At 70.2% G+C, this 17,743-nt stretch carries 13 protein-coding genes; 1 reads left to right on the forward strand and 12 read right to left on the reverse strand.

The annotated features are described in order from the left end of the window. Positions 1–37: 37 nt before the first annotated feature. From pgi to uvrC, 12 genes are all read right to left on the reverse strand, one after another. A complete protein-coding gene (gene pgi / locus ACGFZQ_RS17200; RefSeq protein ID WP_393841068.1) occupies positions 38–1,690 on the reverse strand; it encodes a glucose-6-phosphate isomerase in 1,653 nt (550 codons plus the stop codon). A gap of 72 nt (positions 1,691–1,762) precedes the next feature. Then, complete coding sequence (locus ACGFZQ_RS17205; protein ID WP_393841069.1) at positions 1,763–3,022, reverse strand: MFS transporter; 1,260 nt, start codon at positions 3,020–3,022, stop codon at positions 1,763–1,765. A 118-nt stretch (positions 3,023–3,140) separates the two neighbouring features. Then, positions 3,141–3,476, reverse strand: coding sequence for an RNA polymerase-binding protein RbpA (locus ACGFZQ_RS17210; protein WP_003976875.1), 336 nt, complete (start codon positions 3,474–3,476; stop codon positions 3,141–3,143). Positions 3,477–3,686: 210 nt separating this feature from the next. Beyond that, positions 3,687–3,917 carry a preprotein translocase subunit SecG gene (secG, locus tag ACGFZQ_RS17215; RefSeq protein ID WP_351733361.1) on the reverse strand — a complete coding sequence of 77 codons (231 nt, stop codon included), beginning with the start codon at positions 3,915–3,917 and terminating at the stop codon, positions 3,687–3,689. A gap of 142 nt (positions 3,918–4,059) precedes the next feature. Further along, on the reverse strand, positions 4,060–4,836 hold the full coding sequence (gene tpiA / locus ACGFZQ_RS17220) for a triose-phosphate isomerase (RefSeq protein ID WP_393841070.1): 777 nt from the start codon (positions 4,834–4,836) through the stop codon (positions 4,060–4,062). A gap of 6 nt (positions 4,837–4,842) precedes the next feature. Beyond that, positions 4,843–6,054 carry a phosphoglycerate kinase gene (locus ACGFZQ_RS17225; protein WP_351732886.1) on the reverse strand — a complete coding sequence of 404 codons (1,212 nt, stop codon included), beginning with the start codon at positions 6,052–6,054 and terminating at the stop codon, positions 4,843–4,845. A 150-nt stretch (positions 6,055–6,204) separates the two neighbouring features. Beyond that, positions 6,205–7,215 carry a type I glyceraldehyde-3-phosphate dehydrogenase gene (gap, locus tag ACGFZQ_RS17230; RefSeq protein WP_351732883.1) on the reverse strand — a complete coding sequence of 337 codons (1,011 nt, stop codon included), beginning with the start codon at positions 7,213–7,215 and terminating at the stop codon, positions 6,205–6,207. Between the two features lie 274 nt (positions 7,216–7,489). Next, complete coding sequence (locus ACGFZQ_RS17235; protein ID WP_393841071.1) at positions 7,490–10,444, reverse strand: M14 family zinc carboxypeptidase; 2,955 nt, start codon at positions 10,442–10,444, stop codon at positions 7,490–7,492. 167 nt (positions 10,445–10,611) lie between these two features. After that, positions 10,612–11,601, reverse strand: a complete 990-nt coding sequence (gene whiA / locus ACGFZQ_RS17240) for a DNA-binding protein WhiA (protein WP_089100932.1) — start codon at positions 11,599–11,601, stop codon at positions 10,612–10,614. Then, entirely contained in the window at positions 11,592–12,659 is a 1,068-nt protein-coding gene (yvcK, locus tag ACGFZQ_RS17245; protein WP_393841072.1) for a uridine diphosphate-N-acetylglucosamine-binding protein YvcK, read from the reverse strand. Before yvcK ends, whiA begins: the two co-directional genes overlap by 10 nt. After that, a complete protein-coding gene (gene rapZ / locus ACGFZQ_RS17250) occupies positions 12,656–13,696 on the reverse strand; it encodes an RNase adapter RapZ (RefSeq protein ID WP_393841073.1) in 1,041 nt (346 codons plus the stop codon). Before rapZ ends, yvcK begins: the two co-directional genes overlap by 4 nt. Next, the gene (gene uvrC / locus ACGFZQ_RS17255; protein WP_393841074.1) at positions 13,693–15,990 is read right to left on the reverse strand and encodes an excinuclease ABC subunit UvrC; all 2,298 of its coding nucleotides are present in this window, start codon (positions 15,988–15,990) and stop codon (positions 13,693–13,695) included. The genes rapZ and uvrC overlap by 4 nt, the downstream gene beginning before the upstream one ends. Positions 15,991–16,783: 793 nt before the next feature. Between uvrC and ACGFZQ_RS17260 the strand changes: the two genes are divergently transcribed. Further along, positions 16,784–17,731 carry a hypothetical protein gene (locus ACGFZQ_RS17260; protein ID WP_393841075.1) on the forward strand — a complete coding sequence of 316 codons (948 nt, stop codon included), beginning with the start codon at positions 16,784–16,786 and terminating at the stop codon, positions 17,729–17,731. Positions 17,732–17,743 lie beyond the last annotated feature (12 nt).

Raw genomic sequence — 17,743 nt, forward strand, 5'->3', positions numbered from 1 at the left:
ACGGCTCGCGGCCGTACGGGTTCTTTCATGACCGGGCCTAACGTCCGCGCAGCTCCCGGTACTTGGCCACCAGGGCCTTGGTCGACGCGTCCAGGCCGGGTACCTCCGCGCCCTCCGTCAGGGCCGGTTCCACGCGCTTGGCGAGGACCTTGCCGAGCTCCACGCCCCACTGGTCGAAGGAGTCGATGTTCCAGACGGCGCCCTGGGTGAACACCTTGTGCTCGTAGAGGGCGACGAGCTGGCCGAGGACCGACGGGGTCAGCGCGCGGGCGAGGATGGTGGTCGTCGGGCGGTTGCCCTTGAAGGTCTTGTGCGGGACCAGCTCTTCCGGCACGCCCTCCGCGCGGACCTCCTCCGCCGTCTTGCCGAAGGCCAGCGCCTGGGTCTGGGCGAAGAAGTTCGCCATCAACAGGTCGTGCTGCGCCTTGAGTTCACCGCTCAGCTCGGCCACCGGCTCGGCGAAGCCGATGAAGTCCGCCGGGATCAGCTTCGTACCCTGGTGGATCAACTGGTAGTACGCGTGCTGCCCGTTGGTGCCGGGCGTGCCCCAGACGACCGGGCCGGTGGTCCACTCGACCTCCTTGCCGTCCCGCGCCACGTGCTTGCCGTTGGACTCCATGTCCAGCTGCTGGAGGTACGCGGTGAACTTCGACAGGTAGTGGCTGTACGGCAGTACCGCGTGCGACTGGGCGTCGTGGAAGTTGCCGTACCAGATGCCGAGCAGGCCCAGCAGGAGCGGGACGTTGGACTCGGCGGGGGCGGTGCGGAAGTGTTCGTCGACCAGGTGGAAGCCGTCGAGCATCTCGCGGAAGCGGTCCGGGCCGATGGCGATCATCAGCGAGAGGCCGATCGCGGAGTCGTAGGAGTAGCGGCCGCCGACCCAGTCCCAGAACTCGAACATGTTCTCCGTGTCGATGCCGAAGTCGGCGACCTTCTCGGAGTTGGTCGACAGGGCCACGAAGTGCTTGGCGACGGCGTCCTGACCGGCCTTCAGCTCGCCGAGCAGCCAGTTGCGGGCCGAGGTGGCGTTGGTGATCGTCTCGATCGTGGTGAACGTCTTCGAGGCGATGATGAACAGCGTCTCGGCGGCGTCCAGGTCACGGGTGGACTCGTGCAGGTCGGCGCCGTCGACGTTGGACACGAAGCGGACCGTGAGGTCGCGGTCGGCGAAGCTGCGCAGCACCTCGTAGGCCATCGCGGGGCCGAGGTCGGAGCCGCCGATGCCGATGTTGACCACGTTCTTGATGCGCTTGCCTGTGTGGCCGGTCCAGGCGCCGGAGCGGACCCGGTCGGCGAAGCCGCTCATCTTGTCCAGGACCGCGTGCACCTGCGGTACGACGTTCTCGCCATCGACCTCGATCACCGCGTCACGCGGGGCGCGCAGCGCCGTGTGCAGCACGGCGCGGTTCTCGGTGACGTTGATCTTCTCGCCGCGGAACATGGCGTCCCGCAGGCCGAAGACGTCGGTGGCGGCGGCCAGCTCGCGCAGCAGCCGCAGCGTGTCGTCGTTGACCAGGTGCTTCGAGTAGTCGATGTGGAGGTCACCGACCTGGAGGGTGTAGCCCGTGCCGCGCGCCGGGTCGGCGGCGAACAGGTCCCGCAGATGGGTGTCGGCGAGCTCCTCCCGGTGCTTGGCGAGCGCGGTCCACTCGGGCGTCTGGTTGAGCCTGGTACGGCCGTCTGCGTTCATGTGCGACTTCAGCCTTCTTCCTTGCACCTGTCCTGTTGCGTGCCTGCCCCGCTGCCGTTCCAACCTAGTTGATCAGCGTGGGACGCGGCCTGCTGTCGCGCCGTCCCGCGGCGCAACAACAGGTACGTCCGGCTTGCGCACCGGTATCAACGAGGTGACGGCCAGACCGAACAGGACGGCGGCGAGCAGCGCGGGCCCGTTCAGGCCGTACGCCCCTGCGACGGCTCCGCCGAGGAGGGCGCCGAGCGGCGCGCCGGACGTCGAGGAGGTGCGGAAGGCGGCGGCGATCCGGCCGGTCATCGACTCGGGTGCGCGTTGCTGCATCAGCGTGACCTGGTTGACGTTCCACACCATGTTCATCGCGCCGAGCAGCAGCATGCCGGCGACGAGGGCTCCGAGGTGACCGACGGTGCCGATGAGGACCAGGGACGCCGTCTGGACGGTCCCGGCGACCAGCAGGGCGCGGACCCGCCCGGTGCGGCGGGCGACGCGCTGGGCGAGGAAGCCGCCGGTGATGCTGCCGGCCGAGTACGCGGTCATGGCCGCCGCGTATCCCGCGCTGCCCGCGTGCAGCCAGCGCGTCACATGCAGCACCAGGGTGGCGATCAGAGCACCCATGCCGATGTTGCAGAGCAGCGTGGCCACGCAGACCGCCCGCAGGGCGCGGTCCTGCCACAGCGCGCGCAGGCCCTCGCCGATCTCGGAGCGCAGGGTGCTGCCGGCCGGGCGTGGCGTCCGCTCCGGCGGCCGTGTCCGCAGGGAGGCGACCAGGGCGGCGGCCGCCAGGTAGGTGGTCGCGTCGGCGGCGAAGGGCATGAACGCGCCGGCGGCCAGCAGCAGCGGGACCAGCGGGGCGCCGAGCAGCCCGCCCGCGATCTGCTGTCCGGTCATCAGCCGGGCGTTGGCCCCGCCCAGTGTCTGCCGGTCGACCAGGGAGGGCAGCAGGGCCGTGGACGCGTTGTCGAAGAGCGTCTGGAGCGTGGTCAGCGCGAAGGTGAGCAGGAGCAGCAGCGGGATCGAGGCGTGGCCGAGCCCCACGGCGAGCGCGAAGGCGGCGACGAGCAGCCCTCGTACGGTGTCCGCGGCCCACATCGCACGCCGCTGGTCCACCCGGTCCGCGACGGCACCGCCGAGCAGCCCGAACAGCAGCCACGGCACATAGCCGCAGGCGGTCACCGAGGCGATGGCGAGGGGGTCGTCGGTCAGGCGCGCGGCCAGCAGGGGCAGCGCGGACGTCCGTAACGCGTCCCCGAACCGGGAGACCACCGCGGCCGTCCACAGCCGCCCGAATCCCCCGCGCCACGCGGGCGCCCGCTCCTCGACCGTCATCATCGCCCCCTCACGATTCGCTGATGCACAAACCGTAGAGGGCACCACTGACAACGGCCCGGGCCCGGCCGCGGAGACAGCTCCGGCCAGGCGCCCTCAGGCACCCGGCCGGTCCCGACTCCTAGATCTCGCCCCGCAGTTTGGCGAGCGCCTCGGCGAGGATCGCCTCGCCGTCCGCGTCGCTGCGCCGCTCCCGTACATACGCGAGGTGCGTCTTGTACGGCTCGGTGCGCGGCGGGTCCGGCGGGTTGTCCCGGTCCTGACCGGCCGGGAAGCCACAGCGCGGGCAGTCCCAGGTCTCGGGCACCTGCGCGTCGCTGGCGAAGCTCGGCTGCGTCTCGTGCCCGTTGGAGCACCAGAAGGAGATGCGCAGACGCGGCGCGGACTCGCCGCGCTCGGCCTCGCCCATCGGCCCCGCCCCGACCCGGCTACCTCGGATCGCGTTGCCACTTGCCACGGTCGTAACTCCCTGCGTGATGGTGCCGCGAAGCGAGTCGGCGTGTCGCTTCGTTGCGAGCGCCTCAGTCTACGTAAGGCCCAACGCGCGTCCAGTGTTGGGAGTTACCGCCCCCGCACCTAGACGCAAGCCCCATGATAGGCCGCGCTCAGGTGCGCGTACCGAACATGGGGCCTTACGTACGGATTGTGCGTGTGTGCGAGTCGCGGATCAGCTGTTCGTCTTCATCAGCATGCCGAGGACGATGATGCACGCGAACCACAGCAGACCGATCACCACGGTGATCCGGTCCAGGTTCCGCTCGGCGACCGAGGAGCCACCGACGGAGGACTGCATGCCGCCACCGAACATGTCGGAAAGACCGCCGCCCTTGCCCTTGTGCATCAGCACCAGCAGCATCATCAGCAGGCTGAAGACGATCAGGGCGATCGAGAACCCCAAAACCACGGCTGGACCAACTTCCTCGGATACGGATGGACTGCGGGGCCGCAACCGGCACCGGAGCTCGGAACATGCTCCTGATAACAGTTTCGGCCCCGCAAGGGTACGACGGATCGCCGCTACCGCCTACTGGCGGGTCCCCTCACTGGTCGCGGAAGCGCACGATCTTGACGAATTCGTCGGCGTCCAGCGAGGCGCCGCCGACCAGCGCGCCGTCGATGTCGGCCTGCGCCATGATCTCGGCCACGTTGCCGGCCTTCACGGAGCCGCCGTACTGGATGCGGACCTGGTCGGCCAGCTCCTGGCTGTACAGCTCGGCGACCTTGGCGCGGATCGCGGCGCAGACCTCCTGGGCGTCCCCGGAACCGCAGACCTTGCCGGTGCCGATGGCCCAGACGGGCTCGTAGGCGATCACGACGGTCTCGGCCTGCTCGGCCGGGACGTCCTTCAGACCGCCCTCGACCTGGGCGAGGGTGTGGGAGACGTGGTTGCCCGCCTCGCGGACCTCCAGCTCCTCGCCGACGCACAGGATCGGGGTCAGACCGTGCCTGTAGGCGGTCTTGACCTTGGCGTTCACGATCTCGTCGGTCTCGGCGTGGTACTGCCGGCGCTCGGAGTGGCCGATGACCACGTACGTGCACTTCAGCTTGGCCAGCATCGGACCGGAGATCTCACCGGTGTAGGCGCCGGAGTCGTGCGCCGAGAGGTCCTGGGCGCCGTACTTGATCTTGAGCTTGTCGCCGTCGACCAGGGTCTGCACGGAACGCAGGTCGGTGAAGGGCGGCAGGACGGCGACCTCGACGGCCTCGTAGTCCTTGTCGGCCAGGGCGAAGGCGAGCTTCTGGACGTGCGCGATGGCCTCGAGGTGGTTGAGGTTCATCTTCCAGTTGCCCGCCATGATCGGCGTGCGAGTGGTCATACGGGGTCAGTCCTCCAGTGCGGCGAGGCCGGGGAGCGTCTTGCCCTCGAGGTATTCGAGGGAGGCGCCGCCACCGGTCGAGATGTGTCCGAACGCGTTCTCGTCGAAGCCGAGGATGCGTACGGCGGCTGCGGAGTCCCCGCCGCCGACGACGGTGAAGCCCTTGGACTCGACGAGGGCCTGGGCGACCGCCCGGGTGCCCGCGGCGTAGTCGGGGTGCTCGAAGACGCCCATGGGGCCGTTCCAGAAGACGGTGGCGGCGTCTGCGAGCTTCGAGGCGTACAGCTTGCTGGTCTCCGGGCCGATGTCCAGGCCCATCTGGCCGGCCGGCATGGCGTCCGCGGCGACCGTGCTGGGGTGGGACGGGGCCTTGCCCGACAGGTCCGGGAACTCGGGGGCGACGAGGGTGTCGACGGGCAGGACGATCTCGACGCCGGTCTTCTCGGCGCGCTCCAGGTACTCGGTGACGGTGCCGAGCTGGTCCTCCTGGAGGAGGGAGCTGCCGACCTCGTAGCCCTTGGCCTTGAGGAAGGTGTACACCATGCCGCCGCCGACGAGGATGCGGTCGGCCTTGCCGAGCAGCTCGTCGATGACGGCGAGCTTGTCGGAGACCTTGGCGCCGCCGAGCACCACCACGTAGGGGCGCTTGACGTCCTCGGTGAGCTTCTTCAGGACGCCGACCTCGGTGGCGATCAGGTAGCCGGCGTAGTGTGGCAGCCGGGCCGGGAGGTCGTAGACGGAGGCGTGCTTGCGGTGCACGGCACCGAAGCCGTCGCCGACGTAGACGTCCGCGAGGGCGGCGAGCTGGTCGGCGAACTCGCCGCGCTCGGTGTCGTCCTTCGAGGTCTCGCCGGCGTTGAAACGCAGGTTCTCGATGACCGCGACCTGGCCGGGCTCAAGGCCCCGCACCGCGTCGTGGGCGGCGGGGCCGACGGTGTCCTGGGCGAACGCGACCGGGGCGGCGAGCAGTTCGGCGAGCCGCTCGGCGGCCTGGAGCAGCGAGAACTTCAGGTCCGGGGCGCCCTTGGGGCGGCCCAGGTGCGAGGCGACGACCACCTTGGCGCCCGCATCGGCGAGGGCCTTGACGGTGGGCAGGACGGCGCGGATGCGGCCGTCGTCGGTGATGAGGCCGTCGGACATCGGCACGTTGAGGTCGGCGCGGACGAAGACCCGCTTGCCGTCGACCCCTTCGGCGAGGAGTTCGTCGATCGTCTTCATGGGTGGGGACTCCTACAGGAGGGCTCTTGATCGTACGAGGGCTGATCGAACCGTAGACGCCGGGTCGATCCTTACGTGCGTCAGGGCTCGGGCGGCGCGACCGTGCGCTGCCCGAGCCCTGCTACCGCATCGAGGTGCCTGCTTGGCCGATCAGAGCTGGTTGCCGACGAAGACCGTGAGGTCGACGAGGCGGTTGGAGTAGCCCCACTCGTTGTCGTACCAGCCGAGGATCTTCACCGTGTTGCCCTCCTGGACCATGGTCAGGGAGGAGTCGAAGGTGCAGGAGGCCGGGTCGCCGACGATGTCCGAGGAGACGATCTCGTCCTCGGTGTACGCCAGGTAGCCGCTCAGGTCGCCGTCCTCGGAGGCCTTCTTGAACGCGGCGTTGACCTCGTCCTTGGTGACCTCGCGCTGCAGCGTCACGACCAGGTCGGTGGCGGAACCGGTCGGGACCGGCACGCGCATGGCGATGCCGTCCAGCTTGCCCTTGAGCTGCGGCAGGACCAGCGCGGTGGCCTTGGCGGCACCCGTGGTGGTCGGGATGATGTTCTCCGCGGCGGCGCGGGCGCGGCGCAGGTCCTTGTGCGGGAAGTCCAGGATCCGCTGGTCGTTCGTGTACGCGTGCACCGTCGTCATCAGGCCCTTGACGATGCCGAAGTTCTCGTCGAGGACCTTCGCCATCGGCGCCACACAGTTGGTGGTGCAGGAGGCGTTGGAGATGACGTGGTGGTTGGCCGCGTCGTACTTGTCCTGGTTGACGCCCATCACGATGGTGATGTCCTCGTCCTTGGCCGGAGCCGAGATGAGGACCTTCTTGGCGCCACCGGCGATGTGCTTGGCGGCGTCGTCCTTCTTGGTGAAGATGCCGGTCGACTCGATGACGATGTCGACGCCCAGCTCGCCCCACGGGATGTCGGAGGGGTTGCGCTCGGACAGGACCTTGATGGTGTGACCGTCGACCGTGATGGTGTCGGCGGTGTGCGACACCTCGGCCTTGAGGCGCCCAAGGATCGTGTCGTACTTGAGCAGGTGGGCGGTGGTCGCGGTGTCACCCAGGTCGTTGACAGCCACGATCTCGATGTCAGCACCCTGCTCCAGCAGCGCGCGGAAGTAGTTGCGACCAATGCGGCCGAAGCCGTTGATGCCTACGCGGATCGTCACGAACCGATCTCCTCGTTGGTACGCCGGCCATGCGGTGCCGGCGAGCTGTATTTGGGATGTCCCCGACCACCCACGACCCTACCTCCCTGAGACTCCCGAGGTGACATCCAGATGCCCCATACACGGCGAGGCGGTCCGTACCCGCCAGTAGGGGTACGGACCACCTCGGATCGTGGGTCGGATCACACCATTTTGTCACGGAATGCCGATCGGGTTTCAGCCCGTTGTCACTCGTTCGTGAGCGGGTCGGCTCACTTGTCGTGTGCCCTCGCCGTCAGTTGTCGAGTGCCGTCAACGCCTTCTTCACCAGAGCGGCACGCTCGGCGGCCGAGGTGACCTGTTCGAGGCCGAAGCCGAGCAGCACGGTGCGGCCGGTGGTGACGGCCCCGTACGTCTTGAACAGGGCTCCGGTGCGCTCCCAGTCCTTGAGGACGGCCGGGCTGCCCGCGGGCGGTCCGGTGACGCTCCAGGCGCCCAAGGAGGTTTCGAAGCCCTCGGTCTCGGTGGCCGTGCCGCCGGTCACGAGCGAGGCGTCGTCGACGAGGACGCCGTGTCCGCCGGTGCTCGGGTCGGTGATGTAGCCGATGGAGACCTCGACGGCCCTTCCGGCGTAGGCGCTCAGGTCGAACTTCACCGACTGCCAGCCCGCGGAGCTGCCGGTGAGGCTGTGCCAGGAGCCGGTGGTGCCGCTCGCGGTGCACTGGTTGGCCCCGATGGTCAGGTAGTGCTTGAGCCACGGGTGCTCGGCGATCAGGAACCCGGCCCCGCACTCGCTCGGCACGGCGTCACTGGTGGCGCCGCCCGCCTCGGGCAGGGTCGTCCAGTCGTCGGAGCCCACGACGTGCGCCTCGACCACCGCGTGGTCGTAGCCGGGCTCGGTGTCCCAGAGCAGCTTGGCACTCAGGGCCGGCTGGTCGGCCGCGGTGACGCCGGTGAGGTCGATGGTGCGGGTGAGGCGCTTGTAGGCGTCGTCGGTGTGGACGGCCGCCGCCATGTAGGACCCCGAGTACGGCCCGTACGGGTTGATGGTCCCGGCGAACTGGCCGGCGCCCGCGCTGGCGAACTGGGGGTAGCTGTCGGTGGAGAGCTCGTCGGAGGTGACGGCGTAGGTCCCGGCCTTGTCGAGCGGGTTGGCGGAGGTGCCGCTGAGGGCGCCGCCGAAGCCGTCCAGCGAACCGGAGCCGGTGAAGCCGGTGGCGCCCGGTGTCGACGTACGGGAGTAGGCACCCAGGTAGTACTGGCTGAAGTCGTTGGACGGGGTGCCGTCGCCGAGGTCGACGCTGCCGCCGGCCAGCTCGCCCGCCTCGACCAGCTTGCCGCCCTCGTTGAGATAGGCGCGCAGCTGCAGCTGGGTGTCGTTGCCGGGGCCCTTGGTGCCGGAGTAGTGGACGACCGTCCCGAAGTGCTTCAGCACGCCGAGCGCGTCGGGCGCGCCCTGGGTGGCGACGTCCCAGACGACCGCCTTGTGCCCGGCCGCCTTCAGCGCGTCGACATAGGTCTGGGCCTCGGTGGCCTTGGCGCCTTCCTCAGCGACCACCAGGGTGTCCGCCTTGGGGCGCTCGGCGACGGTGTACGTGAAGTGCGAGCTGGAGACCTTCTTGCCGCTCTTGGTCTCCCCGGTGAACCAGACCTCGACCTTGTCGCCCGGCACGCCGTCCTTCACCTTGGCCCGGTACTCGTCGAAGTAGAGGTTGTCCTCGCCGCCGTAGGTCTCGCCGCCCTTCCAGGGCTTGAGCGCCATGTCGAGCGTACGGCCGCCGTTGACGCGGTACTTCAGCTCCTTGTCGCGGATCGCCTTGCGGACGACGGCGGAGACCTCCTGGTCGGCGCCGCGCGAGTACGACGTGGAGAACGTGGCCGGGGTGAAGTCGGCGGCGCTCAGGCCGACCGAGGAGACCGGCTGGTCGGGGTGGGCGGCGGTCTCGGCGACCGAGAGCGCGAATGGGATGTTCTTCGCGAACTCGTCCTGGATCAGCGTCTCGTCGTCCGGGAAGTTGAAGACCGACTGGCAGTCGGCGGCGTTCCAGGCGTCGTTCGGGTCGATGTTCGAGGCCGTCTGGCAGGTCGACATCTCGGGGGTGAACATCGCCATGCCGTTGACGTTCGACGCGTGGCCGTCCGCCTCGCCGTTGGTGGTGTACAGCTCCGAGGAGACCTGCGGATGGTAGCCGGGGATCGCCGAGTTGTCCGGGGTGCCGGCCAGCGCCTTGTAGAGGACGTCGTCCGGGGTCGGGGTGGCCACCTGCCAGCCGACGCCGTAGAGGAGGAGCTCGGCGGCCGAGTGGTAGTTGATGCCGTACCTGAAGTCGACCCGCTTCTCGAAGTCGTCCAGCGCCTTGGTCTCGGGCTCGGACTCGGGGCTCGCGCCGCGGTAGGTCTCGCTGGTGGGGTTCGGGGACGAACCCTCGTCGTCGTAGCCCCACTTGTAGCCGAAGTTGCGGTTGAGGTCGACGCCGTCGCCCGTGCTGATGGCGCCGTCGCCGTTGACGTCCCGCAGGTTCTTGCGCCACAGGCGGGTGTCGGAGTTCTGGAAGGTGTAGTCGTAGCCATCGGGGTTGGCGGACAGCACGAACCACAGCTCGGTCGAGTCGACGATTTTCTTGACGCGCTTGTCGGTGCTGTAGTTGTCCAGGTAGTAGTGCATCAGTCGGCGGGTCATCTCCGGCGTGATCCACTCGCGCGCGTGCTGGTTGGACACGTACAGCACGGAGGGCTTCGAACCGTCCTTGGAGCTCTTCGCACCCTTGGTCAGTTTGAGCGCGAGGATGTCCTGGCCGCTGATCGTCCTGCCGATGGACTCGACCTTGGTGAGGCCGGGGTTGGCCTGCGCGGTCCGGAGGATCTCCTCCTTGAGCCCGCCGCTGCCGCTGTACGGGCGGAACACGCCCTGGGAGGCGTCCGCGACACGGTTCTCCGCCTTGGCCGACAGCGTGTGCTCGGTGAGGTCGACGCCCTGCTTCTCCAGGGTCCGGGCCTGCCCGCCGGTGAGATAGAGCTCGACTTCGGTCTTGCCGGATCCGGTGACCTGGTCGCCGAGCTCATGGCCGTCCTGGCCGGCCTTGAGCAGCAGGGGAATCTGCTTCTTGGTGACGTCGGCACGGTAGACCTTGACCTCGTCGGGGTCGGGCTTCGCCGAACCCCCGGTCTGCGCCTGGGCCATGGGTGCGAGTGCGGCTCCGCCGATCAGGAGCGCGCCGACAGCGAGGATCGATCTCGCTCTGTGTCTCATGAACCCCCCTAGCAGTGGTCCGCCACGGCGGCGAACCCCTGCCAGGCTCATGACACTTCATGATCCAGTCAAGGGCGCCTCACGGACAGCTCACGGTGGCTTAAAAGAGATGCAAAAGCCGGTGCCGACGACCGCTTGGCCGTCGGCACCGGTGCGCTGACGGTTCCTCAGCCTGCGAGGTTGTCGGCCAGTTCCTCGCTGAGGTTGGCCTCGGTGCCCGGAATGCCCAGGTCGGACGCGCGCTTGTCGGCCATCGCCAGCAGACGGCGGATCCGGCCCGCGACGGCGTCCTTGGTGAGCGGCGGGTCGGCGAGTGCGCCCAGCTCCTCCAGGGAGGCCTGCTTGTGCTCCATGCGCAGCCGCCCGGCCGCCGCGAGGTGCTCGGGCACCTCGTCGGCGAGGATCTCCAGGGCGCGCTGGACCCTCGCTCCGGCGGCGACCGCCGCGCGCGCGGAGCGGCGCAGATTGGCGTCGTCGAAGTTGGCGAGGCGGTTCGCGGTGGCCCGCACCTCGCGGCGCATCCGGCGCTCCTCCCAGGCCAGCACGGACTCGTGCGCGCCCAGGCGGGTCAGCAGGGCACCGATCGCGTCACCGTCCCGGACGACCACCCGGTCCACCCCGCGCACCTCACGGGCCTTCGCGGCGATGGACAGCCGTCGGGCCGCCCCGACCAGCGCGAGCGCGGCCTCCGGGCCGGGGCAGGTCACCTCCAGGGAGGACGAGCGGCCGGGCTCGGTCAGCGAGCCGTGCGCCAGGAAGGCGCCGCGCCAGGCCGCCTCCGCGTCACAGGTCGCCCCGGAGACGACCTGCGGGGGCAGGCCCCGGATCGGGCGGCCCCGGCCGTCCACCAGTCCGGTCTGGCGGGCCAGCTGGTCACCGCCCGCGACCACCCGCACCACGTACCGCGAGCCGCGGCGCAGCCCGCCGGGAGCCATCACGATCAGCTCGGAACTGTGGCCGAAGATCTCCAGGATGTCCCGCTTGAGACGCCTGGCCGCCATCGCGGTGTCCAGCTCCGCCTCGATCACGATGCGCCCGCTCACCAGGTGGAGGCCGCCCGCGAACCGCAGAATGGCGGAGACCTCCGCCTTCCGGCAGCAGGTCCGGGTGACGGGTAGCCGGGAGATCTCGTCCTTCACCGCTGCCGTCATCGCCATGGGCCGATCCTTCCATGCATCCGAAAAATACGGTCGTACGCGGCGGCCAACAGCTCCGGATCATGCCGGGGTGATCCGTCGGTCCGGGCCACGGGGCCCAGCTCGACCGCGGCTCCCAGCCGCTTGGCGGCTTCGGTGAGCGAGTCGCGGTCGGGCACAGCGGCCTCGTCGGCCAGCACCACGTCCAGGGCGAGTTTAGGGGCGTGTCGGCCCAAAACCTCCAAATGACGCTGCGGGGAGAAGCCTTCGGTTTCACCCGGCTGCGGTGCGAGGTTCAGCGACAGGACCTTACGGGCCTTGGTCTCGGTGAGCGCGTCGAGGAGATCGGGGACCAGCAGGTGCGGGATCACCGAGGAGAACCAGGACCCGGGGCCCAGCACCACCCAGTCCGCGTCCAGGACCGCAGCGACGGCCTCCGGCACGGCCGGCGGGTCGTGCGGGACCAGGTGCACGGACTGCACCTCGCCGGGTGTCAGCGCCACCGTGGCCTGCCCCCGGACGATGTCCACCTCCTCCGGCCGCACCGGGTCGTGCCCCTTGACCAGGGCCTGGAGCTCCAGCGGCACGGCGGACATGGGCAACACCCGGCCGTGCGCGCCGAGCAGCTTGCCGACCAGGTCCAGGGCCTGGACGTGGTCGCCGAGCTGTTCCCACAGGGCGACGATCAGCAGATTGCCGACCGCGTGCTCGTGCAGGTCGCCCTTGGACTGGAAGCGGTGCTGAATGACCCGGGCCCAGGTCTGGCCCCAGTCGTCGTCACCGCACAGCGCGGCGAGGGCCTTGCGCAGATCACCCGGAGGAAGCACGCCGAGTTCGTCGCGGAGGCGCCCGCTGGAGCCGCCGTCGTCGGCCACGGTGACGACGGCGGTGAGGTCGCCGGTGATCCGGCGCAGCGCGGCGAGCGAGGCGGACAGGCCCATACCGCCGCCCAGGGCGACCACCTTGGGCTGGGCACCGCGCCGGCGCGGCCGGGCGCCGCGGGCCTCGACGGGGCGGCCCGAGCGGGACTCGGGCACGACCCGGCGCAGCCTGCTCAGCCGGGGAGAACGTCCGGTCACTCGCGCCCCATGTCCCGGTGCACGACTACGGTTTCCACTCCCTCGGCGGCCAGACGGGCAGCGAGTTTCTCGGACACGGCGACCGAGCGGTGCTTACCACCCGTACAGCCGATGGCGATGGTCACGTAGCGCTTGCCCTCGCGCCGGTATCCGGTCGCGATCAGCCGCAGCAGCTCGGCGTACCGGTCGAGGAACTCCTTGGCGCCCGGCTGGTTGAAGACGTACGCCGACACCTCCTCGTTCAGGCCGGTGTACGGGCGCAGCTCCGGCACCCAGTGCGGGTTGGGCAGGAACCGCATGTCGGCGACCAGGTCGGCGTCGACCGGCAGGCCGTACTTGAAGCCGAACGACATCACGGTGGCCCGCAGCTCGGGCTCCTCCTCGCCGGCGAACTGGGCGTCCATCTTGGCGCGCAGCTCGTGCACGTTGAGGCTGGAGGTGTCGATCACCAGGTCGGCGTCGCCGCGCAGCTCGCGCAGCAGCTCGCGCTCGGCGGCGATGCCGTCCACGATCCGGCCGTCGCCCTGGAGGGGGTGCGGGCGGCGCACCGACTCGAAGCGGCGGACCAGCGCGTCGTCCGAGGACTCCAGGAAGACGATCCGGCGGGTGACGCCCCTGCTGTCGAGGTCGGCGAGGGACTCGCGCAGGTTGTCGAAGAAGCGCCGGCCGCGCACGTCGACGACGACCGCGATCCGGGCCACGTTGCCCTGGGAGCGGGCGCCCAGCTCGACCATGGTGGGGATGAGGGCCGGCGGAAGGTTGTCCACGACGAACCAGCCGAGGTCCTCCAGGCACTTCGCCGCCGTCGACCGGCCCGCTCCCGACATGCCGGAGATGATCACCAGCTCGGGGATGGCCGCCTCGGGCACCCCGGCCGGCGTGGCATCCGTACTCACTTCTGCTCCGTTTTCCTGGCCCGCTTCCGCTTCCTGCGGCTGATCCTGGCCCGCCTCGTCGTGCGTTTCCTCGGGCGCACCCTGCGTTTCGCTGAACGCCGGATCTCGCCGGGCTGTGTGCTGTGCGTCGCGCTCGGTCATCTCTCCTGCCCCCGATCGTCCGGGGCACCCGCGGATACGGGCTCCCCCGAGGCGTCCGCCGTCGTCTCGGGCACCTCGTCTTCCCTGTCATCCATGATCTCTCCGGTCGCCGTGTTCACGGCAGGCGCGGCCGGGGCCGCCTGGGCGAGGGCCGCGGCGATGGTCTCGGCCGTCTTGCGGCCTATCCCGGGCACCTCCTGGATCTGCTCGATTGTGGCGGACCGCAGCTTCTTCACCGAGCCGAAATGCTTGATCAACGCCTGTTTGCGGGTCTCACCGAGGCCCGGTACATCGTCCAGCGGTCCGGAACGGAACCGCTTGGCACGCTTGGTGCGCTGGTAGGTGATGGCGAAGCGGTGCGCCTCGTCACGGACGCGCTGGAGCAGGTAGAGGCCCTCGCTGGTACGGGGCAGCACCACGGGGTCGTCGTCCTCGGGCAGCCAGACCTCTTCGAGGCGCTTGGCGAGGCCGCAGACGGCGATGTCGTCGATACCCAGCTCGTCGAGCGCCCGCTTGGCCGCCGCGACCTGCGGCTGGCCGCCGTCGACGACCACGAGCTGGGGCGGGTAGGCGAACTTCCTGGGACGGCCGTCGTCGTCCTTGAAACCGTTGACCGGGCCGGCGTCGCTGTCGGTGCCGACGGCTGTGGGGGTGTCGGCGGTCGTGGGTGCGCCGGGGGCCGTGGCTGCGCCAGGGGCCCCCAGGGCGGCGCCGGAGGCCGTGGGTGCACTGGGGGCCGTGAGGGCGCCGGGGGCCGCGGGCGCATTGGCTTCCATGAGGGCGCTGGCGTCCGTGAAGGTCCCGACGGCCGTGGGCTCAGCGGCATCCGTGGATGCACCGGCGTCCGTGAGGGGGCTTTCCGTGCCGTCCTCCTCCGCCCACTCACCGGTCCTCTCCTTCTCGGCGAGGTAGCGGCGGAAGCGGCGGGTGATCACCTCGTGCATGGAGCGCACGTCGTCCTGGCCGGCGAAGCCCTTGATCTGAAAGCGGCGGTACTCGCTCTTGCGCTGCAGGCCGTCCTCGAAGACGACCATGGAGGCCACGACGTCGTCGCCCTGAAGGTGCGAGATGTCGTAGCACTCGATACGCAGGGGGGCGCTGTCCAGGTCCAGGGCGTCGGCGATCTCCTCCAGCGCCCGGGAGCGGGTGGTGAGGTCGGAGGCGCGCTTCGTCTTGTGCAGGCCGAGCGCCTGCAGGGCATTGCGCTGCACGGTCTCCATCAGCGCCTTCTTGTCACCGCGCTGCGGAATGCGCAGCGAGACGTTCGACCCGCGGCGGCCGGTGAGCCACTCCTGGACCGGCTCGACCGGCTCGGGCAGCGCCGGGACCAGCACCTCCTTGGGGACGGCGTCCCCGCTCTCCTCGCCGTAGAGCTGCTGGAGGGCGTGCTCGACGAGCGCTCCGGTGGTGACGTCCTCCACCTTGTCCGTCACCCAGCCGCGCTGACCGCGCACACGGCCCCCGCGCACATGGAAGATCTGGACGGCCGCCTCCAGCTCGTCCTCGGCGACGGCGATCAGGTCGGCGTCGGTCGCGTCGGCGAGCACGACCGCGTTCTTCTCCATGGCCTTCTTCAGCGCCTCGATGTCGTCGCGCAGGCGGGCGGCCCGCTCGTACTGCATCTCCTCGGCGGCCTCCATCATCTGCTTCTCCAGACGGCGGAGGTAGGTGCCGGTGCGGCCGGCCATGAAGTCGCAGAACTCCTCGGCCAGTTCCCGGTGGTCCTCCGGGGAGATCCGGTCGACGCAGGGGGCGGAGCACTTGCCGATGTAGCCGAGCAGACAGGGGCGGCCGGTGCGGGTGGCGTTCTTGAACACCCCGGCGGAGCAGGTGCGCACCGGGAACACGCGCAGCAACAGGTCGACGGTGTCCCGGATCGCCCACGCGTGGCCGTACGGCCCGAAGTAGCGAACGCCCTTCTTCTTGTGACCGCGCATCACCTGGACACGCGGGAACTCCTCGTTCATCGTCACCGCGAGGTACGGGTAGCTCTTGTCGTCGCGGTACTTGACGTTGAACCGGGGGTCGTACTCCTTGATCCAGGAGTACTCCAGCTGGAGCGCCTCGACCTCCGTGGACACCACGGTCCACTCCACGGACGCGGCGGTGGTGACCATCGTCCGGGTGCGGGGGTGCAGGCTCGTCAGGTCCTGGAAGTAGTTCGCCAGGCGCTGGCGCAGGCTCTTCGCCTTTCCGACGTAGATCACCCGGCGGTGCTCGTCGCGGAACCTGTACACCCCGGGAGTGTCCGGGATCTGTCCCGGCTTGGGGCGGTAGCTGGAGGGGTCGGCCATGTCTCACACCCTACTGGCGCACACCGACACCGCGACGAGCCTGTGGACAACCCCCGGGGGGCCGACGGGGGGGGGCGGGGGCGGCGGGGCCAGCGGGGCTACGGAAAGGAGAGGGCTCGCGAGGTGTCCCGGGACGCTGGGCGAAGAGGGTCCCGGGGTATGCGGGGGCCGCCGGACAGAGGGGCACCGGAGCATCTGGGGAAGTTTGCCGACAGGGAGGAGGCCATCGGTGCGTCCGGTGATGGCCCATCGCCGCCCCTCCCCGCACCGCCCCTCGCCCTGCCGCTCTCCGTCATCGGAGCGAGAACCTCGCGCTCCGGGCGCGGTCAGGACCCGCCCGCCCGCGCCGGGAGCGGATCTCGGAATCGGCCACCTCGGTGGCATCGTCAGCCGTCCCTGCACTCCGCCGACACCAGCCCGCCCCGTGACCGGCGCGGAACCACTGAGCCGATCGCAACGGACTATGCACGGATCTTGCGCGGCTTCCTCCCCAAATCGGCGCCCTGCGTGCGAACGGGCTTCGGTCTCCCGGACGGCCACGGCGCCTCTCCCCCCGCACGGTCCTTCCGCCGACGGGGTCACGCCTCGGCCAGGTGGGCGCCTTCGGCCGGCCGAAGGTGTTGTCGGGGATTGGTCAACACGCTTCAATGCGGGGGAACTCGGGGCCGTGAGCAGCGGCCTGCGGACGCGGCGTGCCCAGGTGCGGCCGCCCCGACGCCGACGGGGTGGCCCCGGACCCGCGCCAACGGCCTGACCAGCCGTTGTGAACCCCCCAAGAGAAAGGCCCCTCTGCATGCGGCACGGCACACAGCACGCGGACGTCGCCACCGCGGAACTGGACTCGGCCCTGCGCGGCGGCCCCTTCCATGTGGCCCTGCGCGCCGCGATCGCCGCCCGCGGGCTGCCGCTCCAGCGCGTGCAGCACCATCTGTCGCGCTACGGGGTCAAAGTGGGTGTCACCAGCCTGAGTTACTGGCAACAGGGGGCCCGCCGCCCGCAGCGCCCGGAGTCGCTGCGGGCCGTCCGCGCCCTGGAGGAGATACTTCAGCTCCCGGAGGAGTCCCTGATCCGGCTGCTCGCCGATACCGACCAGGGCCCTGCCGTACGCCGCCCCGCCGCCCGCTCCTACCGCTCCCTGATCGAGGCCTCCGACGTCCTGGACCGCCTGCAGGCCGAACTCGGCTGGTCCCTCGACGGCGGTCTGCACACCCTTGGACACCACGAGCGCGTGCGGATCGGCGCCCACCGCGAACTGGCCGCCCGTGAATCGCAGCACATCGTGCGCGCCCGCCGGGACGGCGTCGACCGTTTCGTGGCCGTCCACCACGGCGACCCCGGCTGTGCCCCGCAGCACATGACCGTGCGCGCCCTGGAGAACTGCCGCACCGGACGGATCCGTGCGGACCCGGAGACCGGCCTGCTCGTTGCCGAGCTCCTCTTCGGCACCCGCCTGCGCTCCGGCGACACCTTCCTCTTCCGCTACGCCGTGGAGGACGGCACGGCCGGTGTCTCCCGCGAGTACGTCCGTGACTTCGGCTTTCCCGGCGGCCAGTACACCCTCCAGGTGCGTTTCGCCGCCGACGCACTGCCGACGCGCTGCCACCGGTTCGCCCAGCACTCCGCGGCGGCCCCGCGCAGCGGTCGGCAGGCCCTCCCGCTGAGCGGGCTGCACCGCTCCGTCCACCTGGTCGAGCCCCGGGTACGGCCGGGCCTGCTCGGGATCGGCTGGGACTGGGAATGACCCGGCGCTGAA

Source organism: Streptomyces sp. NPDC048254 (genome assembly GCF_043201895.1).
In the GTDB taxonomy this organism is placed as follows: domain Bacteria; phylum Actinomycetota; class Actinomycetes; order Streptomycetales; family Streptomycetaceae; genus Streptomyces.